Genomic DNA, 15,671 nt, shown 5'->3' on the forward strand with positions numbered 1-15,671 from the left:
TTCTCCTATCGCTTGACCGCGGCGAACGAAACCGCCCGTCGCCAGGAGCCCAGGCGGCTGTCGCGCTGCTGGTCCGGGTGTTCGATGTTCCACATGCGGTGATGCACGAAATACCATGATGCCACGAGCACGAAGATCTCGGACACCGCCGAACCCAGCAGCGCCCATGGCGGGGAGGCGATCGACAGCAGGATGGCGATCAACGCCAGCCCGACGATGGCGCCGCCCAGGGTGATGAAGGCGACGATGCGGAAGTCACCCATTATCTCGAGCACGATGCGGGGCATGATGTAGAGCATGATCGGAACGAAATTCGCGATCACGAAAAACCCGATGAATCCCACCGACGCGTCCTGGAGAGCCTGGGACTTTATCATCGGCAGGACGAACAGGATGGCGCATCCATAGACAACCGCGCCAAGGCCCATGACAACGGCCCACAGCTTTGCCTGCGCCCAGACACGGCGCGTTTCGTTGTTGCGCATCAGCTTGGCGAGTTCGGGCTGCGTCATGTTCACGAAGGCAAGACTGCTGATGCGCAGCGGCGCGAACAGCACCAGCACCGCCGCCAGCGGCGCATAGGCGGCCGGCCCGGCAATGCCCGCGACCAGCAGCGCCAGGCATTGCCCCTGGATGTTGGTGGTGGTGGCGCTGAATGCCGACCAGCAGAGCTGGGACCACAGCCTAGCATAGCGCCGCCGTGTCGGTATGCGGAAGCTGATGCGCATCGTGCGGCGCGCCAGCCTGACCAGGACGAAGATGCCAAACACATTGGCCGCCGCGAGCGCATAGAACACGGTCTGCAGCGCGTCCTTGGCCAGCCAGATCGCCAGGCCGGCCATGACCGTGCCGGCGATCGTGAAGGCGGCATCGCTGACGGAAACGATCACCTGCTGGCGGCGCGCGAAGAAGGCCGTGCGCATGTGGCTGCGCAGTGACCATGCGCCGACGAAACAGCCCGCGGCAATTCCGCTGGGGTCGCCCAAGAGACGCATCACGATCGCCGTGCCGACGGCCATCAGCAAGGCAACAACCAGCGCCGCCGTCCCGAAGGCAACGTCATAGGCATCGACGCCGGCGCTGTTGGTGCTCTTGCCCATCCATATCGAGGCCGGAACGGCGGTGAGCGACCTGATGTAGGACAGGCCGACGCCGCCCATCACCATGCCGATGGCAAAGAGGCCGTAGCCTTGCGCCGAAAGCATATGCAGCAGCGCGATGTTGAGGGCGAAGTGGAAGCCGCTCTGCATCGCCTCGCCGCCGATCATCAGCACGAGACGCCGCACCAGATGGCCAGGAAGTTTCACGGCCGTGTCTCCGCCTGGCGGGTGGTTGCCGTCCGCCCCGGCCTGGCGATGGCTGTCTTCAGCTTGTCGGCGGCTATCGCCGCGATCGCCGCCGCCGCGACCGGTTCGCTGAAGACCGCCTCGTAGCGCGCCCGCCCGGCAGCGACAAAGGAGCGCCAGGCCTCGGGCCGCAGGATGATCTCCTCGAGTTTGGCCGCAAGGGCGGCGGCATCGCCGGGCGGAACATGCCAGCCGGTCTCACCGTCGCTCACCACCTCGACCAGCCCGCCGATCGCCGACACCAGCGGCGGCCGGCCGTAGGCCATCGCCTCGATGGCGACGCGGCCGAGCGATTCGGGACGCCGCGAGGGCACGGTGACGATATCGGCCCAGCGATAATGCTCGGAGGGATCGGGGATGAAGGGCAGCACGCTGACGCGTCCGCCGAGCCCCATGCTGCCGACCAGTTCGGCGAGCGCGCGTTCGCGCTCGGTACTTTCGAAGGCGCCGCCGACCAGCCGCACCTCGATCCTCGACTTGAGTTCCGCCGGCAACGAGGCGATCGCCTCCAAAAGCACTTCCTGGCCCTTGATCCTGTTGATGCGGCCAAGCAGCAGCACCTTGAGCGGCCGCTTGCCGTCATAGGTCGTCGCTTCGGCCGCGGCCGGGCCGGCAACGCCGTTATAGACCACATGGGAGCGCGCGTATCTGGGCTCGCCGAACGCGGCGCGTGTGGCGCGCGAGTTGAAGATGAGATCGGCATGGCTCCAGTGCATCAGGCCGACTAGGATCCTGCGCATGGCGCCTTCGGGAATTTCGTGGATGTGCAGCACGGCCTTGTGCGGCAGCAGGCGCGCGGCCAGCGCATAGTCGGCCACGATCGAGGTGTTGACATAGGTGAGATCGCAATCCCGGAGCCGCCGCCAGGCCCTCAGCACCGCGACCGGCAGCCGCGCCATCTCGATGGTGGCAAGGCGCGCAATCGCCTGGCGCCTCAGCACCCAGAGCGGCTCGAAGACGATCCGGGTCGCATGCGGTTCGAGGATCCGCACGATCGGTCCGCTGCGCGGCAGGACGACCTCGATATCGGCTGAAGGAAACGCGGCGCGCAACGCGGCGACGCTCTCCGCGAAGCTGCGATCGGAACCATAGAGTTCATAGCCCTGATGGACGCATGCAATCCGCATATTCCCATGCATCTTTCTGCCAGGGGTAGTTTGACGATCCCGCCGCCTGACAGAACAGGCGACTGGAGACTTCAAGCCCAACACCCCTTTGGACTTCACTTGTTGCCGGCATGGTGACGAGCGGATGTAGAACCCGGATCACCATACCAAATGCTGCACGTCCTCCGCCGGTGTGGCGCACAGAAGTCCATGAGCAAGGATCATGCCGGCCCTGATTTCTCCGTCTGCAGGTCGCCCGGTCGCGGCATTGCCTTGTTTCGATACACATACGCTGGGATAGTTGACCGATAGTGAAACAACTCCGGCCGCTGGAAGAAATATTTTACACCCCGGTGCGATGATGGCTGGAACTGAGTCTGGCACGGGTATTCGCTGGGCTGTGTTTCCAGAGGGACGGCCGCGCATTGCGGAATCGAGCGGACTTGAAAGCGCCAGCAGCCATGAAACCTGAAATGCCCACCATCCTGATCCTCGGGACGCGCGGCATTCCAGCGGCCCATGGTGGCTTTGAAACCTTCGCCGAGAGGCTGGCGCTGTTTCTTGCCGGGCGCGGCTGGAAGGTCGGCGTCTATTGCCAGGAGGAGGTCGAGCGGGTCGACCAAAGGGTGCGTGTCGACACCTGGAACGGCATCGATCTCATCCATGTCCAGGTCGCCTCGAAAGGTCCCCGCGCGACGCTGGAATTCGACTGGCAATGCGTGCTCGACGCCGCCCGGCGGCCCGGCATCTGCCTGGTGCTCGGCTATAATGGCGCGGTCTTCCTGACCTGGCTGAGGCTGATGCGGCGCAAGATCATCACCAACATGGACGGCATCGAGTGGCGCCGGCCAAAATGGGGTATGGCTGCGCGCACATGGTTCTGGCTAAACGAATGGATCGGCGCCTGGGCCTCGCACCGCCTGGTCGCCGACCATCCGGTGATCGCGGATCACCTGGCGACGCGCCGGCCGCGCAGCGCCATCGCCACCATCACCTATGGCGCCGACCCGGTGACATCGGCACCGGAGGCGCCGGTGCGCGCGCTCGGCCTTGAGCCTGGCGCCTACCTGATCTCGATCGCGCGTATCGAGCCCGACAACAACATTCTGCCCATGGTCGAAGCCTTCTGCAGCCAGAAGCGCGACATGAAGCTGGTGGTCCTGGGCACGCTTTCCCCCGATATCCCTTACCATGTCGCCGTCCGCAAGGCGGCGAACGCCTCGGTGGTGCTGCCCGGCGCCATCTACGACCAGGCGGCGGTGAAGGCGCTGCGTTTTCACGCGCGCGCCTATCTGCATGGCCACACCGTCGGCGGCACCAACCCGTCGCTGGTCGAGGCGTTGGCCGCCGGCAACATGGTGATCGCCCACGACAACCCCTATAACAGATGGACCGCCGGCGCGGCCGCCATCTATTTCACCGACCGGCAGAGTTGCGCCGAGCGGATGCGGCAGGCGATGGAGGATGACGCGTTGGTCAGGACCTGCGGCGCGGCCGCGAGAGCCCGCGCCAACGAAGCTTTCCGCTGGGACGATGTCCTGCTTGCCTATGAAACCGAAGCCTACCGGCTTCTGGGCGTGAGCGCCGCCGCAGCCCAGCCGGTCGACCGTCCCTCGCCCGGCGCCGTATGACGGGCTGGTCGCGACGGCGGCTGCTGAGGACCGCGCTGTCGACGGCGCTGGTGCCCGCAACGGCAGCACTCTCGTCCGCATCGCCCGCGCTGGCCGCCACCGGCGAACGGCGTTTTCGCCGCGGCGTCAACGCCTGGCCCTGGTTCGCGCTGACGCGTGAGTTTCCCGCGCCGCGCACCGACTATGACTGGCCGCCCTTCCAGTCGCAGCGGCCGGTGCCGACACCGGACGACCTTCGCCGGCTGCGCCGGACCGGGCTCGACTTCGTCCGCCTGCCGGTCGATCCCGGCCCGTTCCTGGCCGCCGATGCCGCCACGCGCACAAAATTGCTGGCGATGCTGGACGATGCCGTCGCGGCAGTCATCGATGCGGATCTCGGCATCATCGTCAACGTGCAGGCCAACGGCGCCACACATTACTGGAATCCCGACCGCATGGTCTCCAGCACGGCCGCGCCCGAATTCGAAGCCTATCGCGCGCTGGTCGGCACGCTTGCCGGCAGGCTGCAGCGGTTCCCGTCGGGCATGGTAGCACTGGAGCCGGTCAACGAACCGCCGCAATCCTGCTCCTCCAACGTCTGGTCGAACGTCCAGGCGGCCCTCCTGACGGCGGCCAGGGCGTCATCCCAGACGTTGCCGCTGGTCGTCACCGGCGGCTGCGGCTCGATGGTGAGCGGGCTTGCCGCGCTCGATCCGGAACCGCTGGTGGCCTTCGAGCCGATCCTGTTCACCTTCCATTTCTACGAACCCTATCTGTTCAGCCATCAGGGCGCACCCTGGATGCGCGAGCCGGTCTACCGCGCGCTCAACAACGTGCCATGGCCAGCCTCCGCCGGTTCGCTCGAACGGACGCTGGCCTCGGTCAGGGCCCGCATGGCCGGGGACACCGAAACCTCGGAAGCGGACAAGCAGGCCGCCTATGCCGAAACCGAACGCGTGCTGAAGGTCTATTTCGACGCCAGGCCAGATCGCTGGTTCGTCGACAAATATATCGGCCAGGCGCGCGATTGGGCCGACAGCCACGGCATCGCCCCGACGCGCGTCATCATGGGCGAATTCGGCGCGCTGCGCACCGACGCCCGCTACGTCGCCGCCCCCAATCCCGACCGCGCCCGCTACATCGCCGATGTCAGGCAGAGCGCCGAGGCATCCGGCTTCCCCTGGGCCTTCTGGGACCTGTTCGACGGCATGGGCATGATGGACGACAAAACCCGCTCGCTCGACCCGGCGATGGTGGATGCACTCGGGTTGAGGATGCCGGAATAACCGCCTTCCAAATGCGGCCGAGTTCCTTGTCGCCGTAGAGCAGCGCTACCTCGGCACCCCTTGTGCGCCCGGACGCCCCGCCACCTTCACCGGCCTGTAAAGCGCCAGCGCGATCACCACGAACTTGGTCATCAGCGTCGTCTTGGACGCCAGGCTTTCGGAGGTGTTGAGCAGGATCAGCCAGCCCAGCATCGGCAGCCAGATGCCGGGATGGCAGCGGCGTGCCACTTCGTGCATGAACAGCGCGAAGCCGAAAAACAACAGCAGGGTGAAGAAGGCGCCCTGATAGAGGAGCAGGCGGATGATCGGGTTCTCGATACCCTGTTCGAGGCCGTTGATGCGGCGCAGGCTTTCGATGAGATCGATGTCGGGCCCCACGATCAAGTCGCGCAGTTCGAAATGCTTGAACAACTCGAACATTTCGACGCGGGCATTGGCGCTGCCGCTGTCGGACACAAAGCGCTCCAGCAGCGCGTCGAAGAAGCCGTAGGAGAACAGCATGACCACCACGACCGGCAGCAGCGAGGCGAGCATGACGGCAAGGGCGGCACCCGGCAGGCTGATGCGTCCTCGCCGCAGATAAGCCACGCCACTGAAAAGCAGATAGATGCCGCCGAGCGCGATCGTCGTCACCATCGCCGAGCGCCCGCCAAATACCACCAGCGCCGCGCATTGCAGGCCGATCAGCCCGAGCCGCAGCGGCATGGACAGGGATTTCGAACCGGAGAGCAGCGCCAGCACATAGATCGAGGTGATCGTGGCGTTGGACAGAGGATGGCCCTGGAGCGCCGTCGAGCGCAGGTCGTTCATGAACACCTCGCCGTCGAGCCGGTAGGGAAAGACCAGCGTCTTGGTGGCGAACTCGAACAGCGCCAGCAGCGCGTTGACCGTCATCACCGCGTGCACCACGGTTTGCATGCGGGCGAACGTCTTTTCGTCGGCCTCGGCCAGCATCATCGCCAGCAGCGCCGCCGCCACGAACGTGTCGATCATGCCGGCCATGCCGGGGCGCTGCCTGACGATGACGACGACCAGCAGCATGATCGACATGACGGCTAGCAGCGCGCTGGCAGGCCGCCTGTCGGCGATGGCCAGCGTATAGCCTACCGGGTTGCCGAGCGTGCAGGCGCGCCAGGCAAACATCAGCACGAGCAGATAGGTGGAAGGATGGATCTTGGTCGCCGGATTGCCGGTCAGGCCGTCGTAATTGTAGCCCACCAGCCACAGCATGCCGCCCGAAATGCTGAACAGCAGCGCCACCACCGCGACCAGGCCGTAGCCGGTCACCCAGTCGACGGAATTGCCGGTGCGGGGCGCGGTCGGGGCTTGACCCTGGCCAGCCCAGCCGGCCGCCGGGGTGGCGGACCGGGCGGCGCCCCGGATGGCAGCCATGTCAGGCCGCCTCGTCGACCAGCAAGGCGCCGGTCGGCAACCGCCCCATGACCGAAATGGCTTGCGAGGCCGCCGTGACGTCGCGCATCGGCGTCGCGTTCAGCGTGGCGACGAGCACTATCTCGTCGACCATGGCGACCAGCGGTGAGGCGTTGAGATTGTCGGCCAGCGCGCCGCCATCGACGACGACGAGTTCGAAATTGCGGCTCGCCTGGGCCAGCATATGCTGTGTGAAATAGACGCCCTGCGCCTCGGAAAAAGCAGCCTTCGGCCGACCCTTGCCGAGAAGCGCGACGTTGCTGCCGGGCGCGTATTGGCTGAGCGCTTCGAAGGCGTATTCGCCGCGCAGCACGTCGAGGAGACCTGGCTGCGGCTCCTTCTGGCTGCCGCCGGCATTGTTGGTGTCGATGAACAGGACACGGCTGCCCCTGGCAGCCGCCGCGTTGGCCAGCAGGCGCGCCACCCGGCCCCGCTGCGCGGCGTCCTCTGGCGCCGACGTCACCAGGATCGACGGTACCAGTGGCCAGTTCGGCGGACGCCGGCTGGAGGAGAACAGGCGTCTCAACGCCAGGCCGGCGACGGCGTCCATCTTCTGTCCGGCCGGCGCGGCGGCGCCGCCGAAAGGCCACCAGCGGCGGCGCGCTGATTTTGCCGGCAGCACGCCCACCACGGGCGCGTCGATGGCCGATTGCATCTGCGCGCTGGAAAGCACCGTCGGCGATGAATATTCCGCGATCAGCGCCATGCCGGTGCCGAGCCCCAGCCCGCCGAAGAACGCGCCGAACACCAGCAGCAACAGCGGCGGCCAGCTTTTCTTCAGGGCCGGCATGGCGTCGGAGATGATGCGCGCATTGGTGCTGTCGACATTGACCTGCTCGCGCGTTTCCTGCGCCCGTTGCAGATAAGTGGCATAGACGGAGCGCACCGCCTCGAGATCGCGTTGCAGTTCGCGCAGCTTGACCGAGGCCTGGTCGGTGTCGAGCGACTTGCTCTTCATGCCCGCGACCTTCGCTTCCAGCGCCTGCTGGTTGGCCAGCGCGCGCTCGTAGTCGGTTTCGGCGGCGGCGGCGATTCGACCGAGTTCGCGCGCGATGAGCGCGCGCGTGTCGCGCAATTGCTGCTGGGCCGCCATCATCGAAGGATGGCGCGGCCCGAGCTCCGTGCCGAGCTGCGAAACCTGGTCGACAAGTGTCGCCTCCTGCGCCCGCAGGCTCGAAATCACCGCCGAGCGCATCGCTTCCGAGGTCGCGTCCGGCGCGCCGCCGGACCGGCGCAACTGGTCGACCTGCGCCTTCAGCGTCGCGGTGCGGCTCTGCGCGGCGGCGAGCTGCGTGTTGATCTCGGTCAGTTCCTGGTCACTGACCAGATTGCCGGCGGCCATGACCATGTTGTTGGCCGACCTGTAGGCCTCGACCGCATTCTCGGCCCGCTGGACGCGCTTGCGCTGCTCGTCCAGCCGCGCCGTGATCGAGTCGGAAGCATCCGTGGCCATCTTCGCGCGCGCGCTCGCCTGATCCGCCAGGTAAGCCTGCGCGATGGCATTGGCGAGCTTCGCCGCCTTGTCGGCGCTCTTGGCGGTAACGATCACGTCGAGGACCAGCACCTTGTCGGCCCGCTTGACCGCAAGCCGCCGGCGCAGCGCATCGAGCGTCTTGCCCGCCTTGTCGGTTTCGGCCGAGCCCGAGCCCAGCACGCCGCCGAGCAGGCGGCTCAACAACCCGCCCTGCCCGTTGAATTCCGGGTCCTCGGTCAGGTTGGTCGCCGCGATTGCCCTGAGCAGCACGCCGCTCGACTGGACGACGGCAACCTGGCTTTCCACCATGGTGATGCCGCCATCAGGCGGAACGCGGCTCGGATTGACGTCGTTGGTGACCACCTGCAGGTCCTGCGGATCGACGATGATCTCCGCCACCGAGCTGTAAAGCGCCGGCGTGAACAGTCCATAGAGCAGCGCCCCGAGGGTCAGCAGCGCGGCGGTGGCGAGGATCAGGAAACGGCGGCGCACCAGAATGCGCTTCAGGTCACCCAGCTCGACGGTCGAGGACGGATAGGACGCGGCCGGCGGTGGCTCCGGCGCATATTGCATCACCTCTGGAGCGTGTTGTTGCGGCAACGAGAGCAGGGATGATTGCAAAGGTCGCTCCGACAACACTCCATGTGCCCCAAAAGCTTAAATTGCGGCTTAAGCTTAGCTATTACTCCAACTGTTAAAACACTGTTAATTATGTTGGGAGCTCTTCTGATTTTTGGCACGGAGTTTGCGTAGCAGAGGCATGGGCCGTGTTGACAGGGCGCGAGCGAGCGGGAAACGAATGGAATGGAGCAACATCTTCCTCCAGTCCGACCGTCGCCCACCGATCGTGCCTAAAAATCGAACACCGGCCAATACCGAATATCAGAATTCTAGGGGTGCGACATGCAGGTGAGCCTGCGCCTGGACAGCGACTGCCTCCGTGCCTTTCACCTGCTGCTGCTGCAGCGCCTGGCCGCGCTCGCCGAGGTCGCGGTCAGCGTCGACGCACGCCCAGCCGGGAGCGGCATTCCAGGCAGCGTCGCGGCACTGTTCCAGCTTGAAACGGTCATCCATGGCTTGCCCGCGGACGGACTGGCCAAGCGCCTGCCGTTGTCGGCGCTGGCACCCTACCGCACGCAGCCCGCCGCCGCGCCCGACCTCGTGCTCGACCTCTGCGGCGATGTGCGAATGGAAGGAACACGCGTCTGGCATGTGACCTATGATGGCGCCGGCGGCGAAGCGGCCCTGCTGGCGTCGATCCTCGATGGCCGGACCCCGCGGGCCTGCATCGAGGAGAACGGCGCCGTCGTCGCCGAAGGACGCCTGGGCACCGAATATGGCGGCATCGCGCTCGCCTCGTTCCAAGACATGCTGGCGCGCACGGCAAGCCTGATCCTGGCGGCGGTGACGGGCGCGGCGCGGGGCGCCCTGCCCGCCCTGCCCGAGCCGGAGGACGGCAGGGGGCCGCCATCGCTGCCCTCGGCCGGCAAGCTCGGCGTCAGGGCGGGCAAGGCATTGGCGCGCCGCGTCGTCCAGAAGATCTACCATCTCTGCTACAACGCCCCGCACTGGAAGGTCGGCTGGCGCCAGACCGGCGGGCGGGATCTGTTCGACCTGCGCGCGCATCCGGCCTCTGGCTGGCGAGAATTGCCCGACGACGGCAGCCGCTTCTACGCCGATCCGTTCCCGATCCTTCATCAGGGACAGGTAACCCTGTTCGTCGAGGACTATATCCACCGCCTGGGCCGAGCCATCATTTCCGCCGTGCCGTTTGGTCCGTCGGGGCCGATCGGCCGTCCGGAGCCGGTGCTCGATCTGCCCTACCATCTCTCCTACCCCTTCGTCTTCGAGCGTGATGGCGAGGTTTGGATGGTGCCGGAAAGCTGCGCCAACCGGACGGTGGATCTCTACCGCGCCACGGCCTTCCCGGGCGGATGGGTCAAGGAAGCGACGCTGCTGTCCGACATCGTCGCCAGCGACGCCACCTTGGTCGAGCATGGCGGCTCGTGGTGGCTGTTCGCCACCGTCCGGGACGGTGAAGGCAGCGCCCGGGACGGCGGCGGGGCCTTCTCGGACGCGCTGCATCTGTGGTCGGCGCCTGACTTTCGCGGCCCCTGGACGCCGCATCCCAGGAATCCGGTGCTGATCGACATCGCCTCGGCGCGGCCGGCCGGACGCATGGTCGAACGTGACGGCCAGTTGCTGCGTCCGGTACAGGACTGCCGCAGGAGCTACGGCGGCGCCCTTGGCATCGCACGCGTCACTCACCTTGATTTGAACGGCATGGAGCAGCGTGTCGAGACGATCTTAACCCCCGGCGCGCTATGGAGTGGGCGTAAGCTGCACACGCTCAACGAGGCGGGCGGCCTGGAGTTCATCGACGGCTCGGCGATCGCGCCGCGCTGGAAAAGAGGTGGCGGTGGTTAACCTAAACGTTTGTTACTACCGGCCACCCGCGCTGGTTGCTTGAGGTTGATTATGGTCCGGAAGATATTTTCCACCACGGATTGTGGAGACAGAAGATGACCAGCATGAAGGGCAGCGAAATCACCCCCGCCGACGCTGACCCCATCGAAGTCGACGTGGCGATCGTTGGCGCCGGAATGGCCGGCACCACGCTGGCAACCGTGTTGGCAAAAGCCGGCCGCAAGGTGGCACTGATCGATCCGCACCGCGTTCATCACGACGAGTTCCGGGCCGAAAAAATCGGTACCGATCAGATACGGCTGTTCGAGAAGCTCGGCCTCGACAAAACGATCATGCGGCTCGTCACGCCGTTTGACGACATTCATGTCTTCCGCCTTGGCCAGTTGTTCGCGCGTGAGCGCAGGCCCGAATACGCATTTTCCTATGGAGCGTTGATCAACGGGCTGCGCGATGCCCTTCCCCCGCAAGTGCCGATAACGGTCGGCAAGGTCGCCGAGGTCTCGACCGGACCGGACCGGCAGCGCCTTGTGCTGAACGACGGCAGGGTCATCACGGCTCGCCTGCTGGTGGTCGCCACCGGTCACAGCGAAGCGGTGCGGCGCGCCATCGGCGTCGAGCGGGTCGAGCAATCGAAAGCTCATTCGCTGTCGATGGGTTTCGACCTCGCCATTCCGCCGCGCGAATGCGGCTACCAGGCCGTCACCTGCTACGGCAGGCGGGCCAGCGACCGCGTCGCCTACATCACCGTCTTTCCTCTCGGCGACAAGATGCGGGCCAACATGTTCGTCTATCGCACCGTGGCCGAACAATGGACGAGGGACTTTCGGGCCAATCCGCAGAAAATGCTTTGCGAATTGATGCCTGAAATATCGGCGCAATGCGGCAACTTCGCTGTCTCAAGTCCCGTCGAGGTCCGGCAGATCAACCTGACCACGACGCAAGGCCATCGCCGCGACGGGGTCGTCTTCATCGGTGACGCGTTCTGGACGACATGCCCGACGCCGGGCGTCGGCATAGGGCGGGTCATGATCGACGTCGATCAGCTCCATTCCGTTCACATTCCACGCTGGCTGGAAACGCCAGGCATGGCGGCGGACAAGATTGCCGCTTTCTATGACGATCCGGTCAAGCTGGCCTCCGATGAGGCCGGCATGCGTGTGAGTGTCTACGCCAGGCGGATCACCACCGAAACCGGGCTGGAATGGCGCGCGCGGCGCCTGCGCAACAATACGGCACGCAGGCTGATGATCATCGGCCGCAAGGTGCGCCATTTGGGAATGCGGCGGGAGCCGGGCATGGCGTGAGGGGCTTTCCACCCTTTATCGTCATCAAAGGCACTTTCCGTGGTTATGCTCCAGAGGCAGCACCCCTACCGGCCTCCACCCCTCCCGGAGAAGGAAACCGCCGGAGCGCTTCACCGGGCGCTCAAAAAGCAGATCCAGTGCCGTTCGGTGGGAACAAGCGGCTTGCCGACAGGTTATTCCCGCAGGAGATCCTGTCATGGTCAAGAATATCGACCGCGCGTTGCAGGATGCTATTCTGGCAATGCGCATTCTTCGCAAATCCATCATTGATCATGGGCATATGGAAGCCATGGCCGAATTTGACGGCTTGATGAGCGTGACCATATCGGAGGCCGAGCGCCAACTCACCAGTTGGCAGACCGGTCATCGCGCCGAGCGGTCGGACCACGCAGAATCCTGACGCGATCTCAAAGCTCGGACCCAACGGAACCTTGCCGAACGGCGTTGGTTTCATGGAATGCGACACGCTGCCGGAGGACAAAGTGGCCCGATTGGTCGACAAGCATAAGCTTGAGAGAGCCGATCGCGAGTCGCGGCTCATCCTCGACGCCGAACGGCAGGCCCGCGACGCAAAGACCGAGCGCCTTCGCAAGCAGCGGCTGTCCGCCGAGCCAAGCGGCGAGCGACAGAAGCCCGCACCGCCGAAGCGGCGCGGGTGACGGCCTGCTCGTTCGCAAAGGCAAAAGGCGCGATCGGTCGATCGCGCCTTTGTTCGACCGGCGAATGCACTAGCCCATTCAGAGCGTGGTCGGTAACCCTGAAGGTCCAGCGAGAGCAGTGACGGCCGAAAGCCGTTCGCGCTTCTGCCAGGTTGGCTTCTCGTATTTCTTCACCAGCCATCTCCCCTTGTTGGAAACCGTAGAGAACACCGGCTTCGCCGCCAATGTCAATCGTACCAGGATGGCCGTGGTGATTGTTCGAACGCCTGCGCCGGGTGAATTGGTCTACCGTGCTTTCAAATCCGCCGGCACGGGATAGATTTAGGATCGAGAAAGCGCCACAAGCCGCCTGGGAGGACTTTGCCATGTCAGACACCGCCTTGCCACTGGTGATCAGCGCGCCCGAGCCGCGCACGCTCGAACTGATCTTCACGCCGCCGCAGCTGGCGCGCCTCAAGGCGCATTATCGCATCGTCGAGACGACGCCGGACGGCGTGGCGCGGCTGCCGGCCCAGGTGCTGGCCGAGGCCCGCTACATCGTCGGCCAGCCGCCGATCTCGCCGCGGACGCTTGAAGCGATGAAGGCGCTGCGCTGCGTCTTCAATGTCGAGAGCAACCTCCTCGACAACATGCCCTACGAAACACTGTTCGCCCGGGGTGTCCATGTCGTCACGACGGGCCTGGTCTTCGCCGAGCCGGTAGCCGAGCTCGGCCTGGCCATGGCGCTCAACCTTGCCCGCGGCATCGTCGATGCCGACCTTGCTTTCCGCAAAGGCGGGGAACTGTGGGGCGGCGACGGCAACCAGACGGCGCGGCTGCTTTCAGGAGCCGATGTCGGCATCATCGGCTTTGGCGATCTCGGCCGCGCCCTCAACCGCCTGCTGTCGGGCTTCCGCACCCACACGAAGGTGTTCGACCCCTGGCTGCCGCCGTCGATCCTGAGGGAAAACGGCGTCGAGCCGGCCTCGCTGGACGAGGTGCTGTCATCAAGCGACTTCGTCTTCGTCGTCGCCTCGGTAACCTCCGAGAATCAAGGGTTTCTGGGCGCCGATGCTTTTGGCAAGATGCGCAAGGGAGCCGCCTTCATCCTGCTCAGCCGTGCCGGCGTGGTCGATTTCCCCGCCTTGATGGCGGCTGTGAAGAGCGGCCACATCCTTGCCGCCAGCGATGTCTTTCCCGAGGAGCCGCTGGCAGTCGACCATCCCGTGCGCGCGCTGCCCGGCTTCCTGCGCTCCGCCCATCGCGCCGGCGCCCTCGACATCGCCTTCAAACGAATGGGCGACATGGTGCTGGAGGACATGGACCTGATCGACCGTGGCCTGCCGCCGCTGCGCTCCAAACGCGCCGAGCGCGAGACGGTGTCGAGGATGCGCTCGAAGCCGTCCGACAGGAATTGAGCAACCGCGCGGGTGTGCTCAACCGCATAGGCGGGTTTTGTACCAAACCGTACGCTGAATCCCCTTTGAGATGCACCTTCGGAGGCGTAAAAAACAACCTCAGGGAGGTAGCGATGGTTGGAAGCCATATAGACGTGGCGCGGGCAGCTATCGAAGCCAGCTTCCTGCTACGACATCGTTCCATTGCTGGAAACATCGCCTTTCGCCGCGAAATGGACCATTCCAGGCGCGCGATCGCGCAATCGCGCGAGCTTCTGAAACGCCTTCGCCAACGCCAGCGCGGTGGCAACAGTCGAGCTTGGGAAGCTACAGACCCGGTTCCCTTTGCCGTCTCAGCGTTCGATGCCGACATTCTGCGCGCTGTGTTTCGAGATCTGGTCTCCGAAGCGAACGTGCCCGAGTGTCAATGGCGCGATCTGGCCAAAAGCCTGGTTCACGAGTTTACCGGCTGCGAGCTGGTCGAGACCGGCTTGATAGAATGGCTCATCCACAAATAGTGACCCGCAAAGGTCCGTGAGCCCGTCTCCCAGAGACGCCCGCGCTTCCTGATGGAACGATCGCGCCGCCGGCTGGTTTTGCAAATGGCCGGGCGGTGGGAAGCCCGGCGTACTCGGAAGGCCCGTCACGAGTCGCGTCGGTGGCGGGCCTTTCCATGTCCAGCAGCGATATTGGCCGAAGGTCCCATTCGTGGCCGTGCAGTGGGCGCCCTTCTCCGAACCGGTCCTGGTCGGCCAGGCCTTCGTGCTGACCGGAGCGGGGCAGGCCTGCCTGCCGGTCATCATGCGCCAGCAAGTCGGCAGGATCAGCCTGCGCCACGCGATGCGGATGTGCGGCGTCGTCAGCCTCGACCAGCTTGTGGCCAGCCTCGCGCGCGAACGCTAGAGTGGTCTGGGCCAATGACGATTTGGCCGGGCCAGCAAGAGGATCGCGATGCTCAACACGGTCGACTATGGCGGCAAGGAAGCCGATATCGTCCATGCGCTGGAGGAAGACATCATCTTTGGCCGGCTGGCGCCCGGCACGCGGCTGGTCGAGGACGTGCTGCTGGCCCGCTTCCCGGTCTCGCGCCACACCATCCGCCAGGCCCTCTACCAGCTGGAAAGGCTTGGCGTCGCCACGCGCGAGCGCAACAAGGGCGCCACGGTGCGCCGGCTCGCCCCCGAGGAAGTCCGCCAGATATATGAGGTGCGCGAGATGCTGCAGCGCCAGGCCGCGCTGATGATCCGGCTGCCGGCGAGCGAGGCGCTGATCGCCGAGTTGATCGAGATCCACCGCGTCTACAGCACCCATGTCGACGCCGGCTACCTCAGAGGCATCCATGAGGCCAACGACCGCTTCCACCTCACCATGTTCTCGGCCTGCGGCAACGCCTATCTCGTGTCCTCGATCGAGCACTATATGCGCCTCAGCCTGCCGGTACGGGCGAATTCGCTGGCCGACCGGGACAAGCTCGAAATCTCGCGCCAGCATCATCTGATGATGATCGAGGCGCTGAAACGCAGCGACAATTGGGTGCTGGCGCAGCTCTGCGTCGACCACCTGCAGCCGAGCAAGGCGTTTTATCTCAGGGAGGTCGAGATGGGACGGGTGGGCCGCGACGCCGGCTAAGGATGATGACGGACAGTGCCGGG

At 65.4% G+C, this 15,671-nt stretch carries 15 protein-coding genes; 11 read left to right on the top strand and 4 right to left on the bottom strand.

Annotated elements, in window-relative coordinates:
* Positions 1-5: 5 nt before the first annotated feature.
* A complete protein-coding gene (locus tag LB516_RS15455; protein ID WP_224719889.1) occupies positions 6-1,307 on the bottom strand; it encodes a hypothetical protein in 1,302 nt (433 codons plus the stop codon).
* Positions 1,304-2,473, bottom strand: coding sequence for a glycosyltransferase family 4 protein (locus LB516_RS15460; protein ID WP_083883006.1), 1,170 nt, complete (start codon positions 2,471-2,473; stop codon positions 1,304-1,306). The genes LB516_RS15455 and LB516_RS15460 overlap by 4 nt, the downstream gene beginning before the upstream one ends.
* A gap of 440 nt (positions 2,474-2,913) precedes the next feature.
* Between LB516_RS15460 and LB516_RS15465 the strand changes: the two genes are divergently transcribed.
* Entirely contained in the window at positions 2,914-4,083 is a 1,170-nt protein-coding gene (locus LB516_RS15465) for a DUF1972 domain-containing protein (protein WP_140716463.1), read from the top strand.
* Entirely contained in the window at positions 4,080-5,348 is a 1,269-nt protein-coding gene (locus LB516_RS15470; protein ID WP_224719890.1) for a glycoside hydrolase family 5 protein, read from the top strand. Before LB516_RS15465 ends, LB516_RS15470 begins: the two co-directional genes overlap by 4 nt.
* Before the next feature lie 45 nt (positions 5,349-5,393).
* Here the strand turns inward: LB516_RS15470 and LB516_RS15475 are convergent, their stop codons facing one another.
* Both LB516_RS15475 and LB516_RS15480 read right to left on the bottom strand, forming a co-directional pair.
* A complete protein-coding gene (locus LB516_RS15475) occupies positions 5,394-6,740 on the bottom strand; it encodes a VpsF family polysaccharide biosynthesis protein (protein ID WP_224719891.1) in 1,347 nt (448 codons plus the stop codon).
* 1 nt (position 6,741) lies between these two features.
* Positions 6,742-8,874: a GumC family protein gene (locus LB516_RS15480; RefSeq protein WP_140617920.1), complete on the bottom strand. Its 2,133-nt coding sequence runs from the start codon at positions 8,872-8,874 to the stop codon at positions 6,742-6,744.
* Between the two features lie 282 nt (positions 8,875-9,156).
* On the opposite strand from LB516_RS15480, the gene LB516_RS15485 reads away from it, so the two are divergent.
* The 9 genes from LB516_RS15485 (at position 9,157) to LB516_RS15525 (ending at position 15,648) form a co-directional block, all read left to right on the top strand.
* Positions 9,157-10,680 carry a formyl transferase gene (locus LB516_RS15485; RefSeq protein ID WP_140824364.1) on the top strand — a complete coding sequence of 508 codons (1,524 nt, stop codon included), beginning with the start codon at positions 9,157-9,159 and terminating at the stop codon, positions 10,678-10,680.
* A gap of 95 nt (positions 10,681-10,775) precedes the next feature.
* Entirely contained in the window at positions 10,776-11,984 is a 1,209-nt protein-coding gene (locus LB516_RS15490) for an FAD-dependent oxidoreductase (protein ID WP_181166486.1), read from the top strand.
* A 196-nt stretch (positions 11,985-12,180) separates the two neighbouring features.
* Positions 12,181-12,384, top strand: a complete 204-nt coding sequence (locus LB516_RS15495; protein ID WP_140617918.1) for a hypothetical protein — start codon at positions 12,181-12,183, stop codon at positions 12,382-12,384.
* A 52-nt stretch (positions 12,385-12,436) separates the two neighbouring features.
* Positions 12,437-12,643, top strand: coding sequence for a hypothetical protein (locus LB516_RS15500; RefSeq protein ID WP_041163398.1), 207 nt, complete (start codon positions 12,437-12,439; stop codon positions 12,641-12,643).
* A gap of 118 nt (positions 12,644-12,761) precedes the next feature.
* Positions 12,762-12,962 carry a hypothetical protein gene (locus LB516_RS15505; RefSeq protein ID WP_140788408.1) on the top strand — a complete coding sequence of 67 codons (201 nt, stop codon included), beginning with the start codon at positions 12,762-12,764 and terminating at the stop codon, positions 12,960-12,962.
* Positions 12,963-13,008: 46 nt separating this feature from the next.
* Positions 13,009-14,040 (top strand): hydroxyacid dehydrogenase, encoded by a 1,032-nt coding sequence (locus LB516_RS15510; protein ID WP_224719892.1) that lies wholly within the window; start codon positions 13,009-13,011, stop codon positions 14,038-14,040.
* 113 nt (positions 14,041-14,153) lie between these two features.
* Positions 14,154-14,537: an FAD-dependent oxidoreductase gene (locus LB516_RS15515; protein WP_224719893.1), complete on the top strand. Its 384-nt coding sequence runs from the start codon at positions 14,154-14,156 to the stop codon at positions 14,535-14,537.
* 190 nt (positions 14,538-14,727) lie between these two features.
* Positions 14,728-14,922, top strand: coding sequence for a hypothetical protein (locus tag LB516_RS15520; RefSeq protein WP_224596980.1), 195 nt, complete (start codon positions 14,728-14,730; stop codon positions 14,920-14,922).
* 48 nt (positions 14,923-14,970) lie between these two features.
* Complete coding sequence (locus tag LB516_RS15525) at positions 14,971-15,648, top strand: GntR family transcriptional regulator (RefSeq protein WP_224719894.1); 678 nt, start codon at positions 14,971-14,973, stop codon at positions 15,646-15,648.
* The last annotated feature ends 23 nt before the right edge of the window (positions 15,649-15,671 follow it).

It is taken from the genome of Mesorhizobium sp. CO1-1-7 (assembly GCF_020164885.1).
GTDB lineage: Bacteria > Pseudomonadota > Alphaproteobacteria > Rhizobiales > Rhizobiaceae > Mesorhizobium > Mesorhizobium australicum.

Coding starts and splice junctions, on each gene's coding strand:
- LB516_RS15460 (WP_083883006.1), bottom strand. CDS start 2,473: ATGCGGATTGCATGCGTCCATCAGGGCTATGAACTCTATGGTTCCGAT.
- LB516_RS15465 (WP_140716463.1), top strand. CDS start 2,914: ATGAAACCTGAAATGCCCACCATCCTGATCCTCGGGACGCGCGGCATT.
- LB516_RS15470 (WP_224719890.1), top strand. CDS start 4,080: ATGACGGGCTGGTCGCGACGGCGGCTGCTGAGGACCGCGCTGTCGACG.
- LB516_RS15475 (WP_224719891.1), bottom strand. CDS start 6,740: ATGGCTGCCATCCGGGGCGCCGCCCGGTCCGCCACCCCGGCGGCCGGC.
- LB516_RS15485 (WP_140824364.1), top strand. CDS start 9,157: ATGCAGGTGAGCCTGCGCCTGGACAGCGACTGCCTCCGTGCCTTTCAC.
- LB516_RS15490 (WP_181166486.1), top strand. CDS start 10,776: ATGACCAGCATGAAGGGCAGCGAAATCACCCCCGCCGACGCTGACCCC.
- LB516_RS15495 (WP_140617918.1), top strand. CDS start 12,181: ATGGTCAAGAATATCGACCGCGCGTTGCAGGATGCTATTCTGGCAATG.
- LB516_RS15500 (WP_041163398.1), top strand. CDS start 12,437: ATGGAATGCGACACGCTGCCGGAGGACAAAGTGGCCCGATTGGTCGAC.
- LB516_RS15510 (WP_224719892.1), top strand. CDS start 13,009: ATGTCAGACACCGCCTTGCCACTGGTGATCAGCGCGCCCGAGCCGCGC.
- LB516_RS15515 (WP_224719893.1), top strand. CDS start 14,154: ATGGTTGGAAGCCATATAGACGTGGCGCGGGCAGCTATCGAAGCCAGC.
- LB516_RS15525 (WP_224719894.1), top strand. CDS start 14,971: ATGCTCAACACGGTCGACTATGGCGGCAAGGAAGCCGATATCGTCCAT.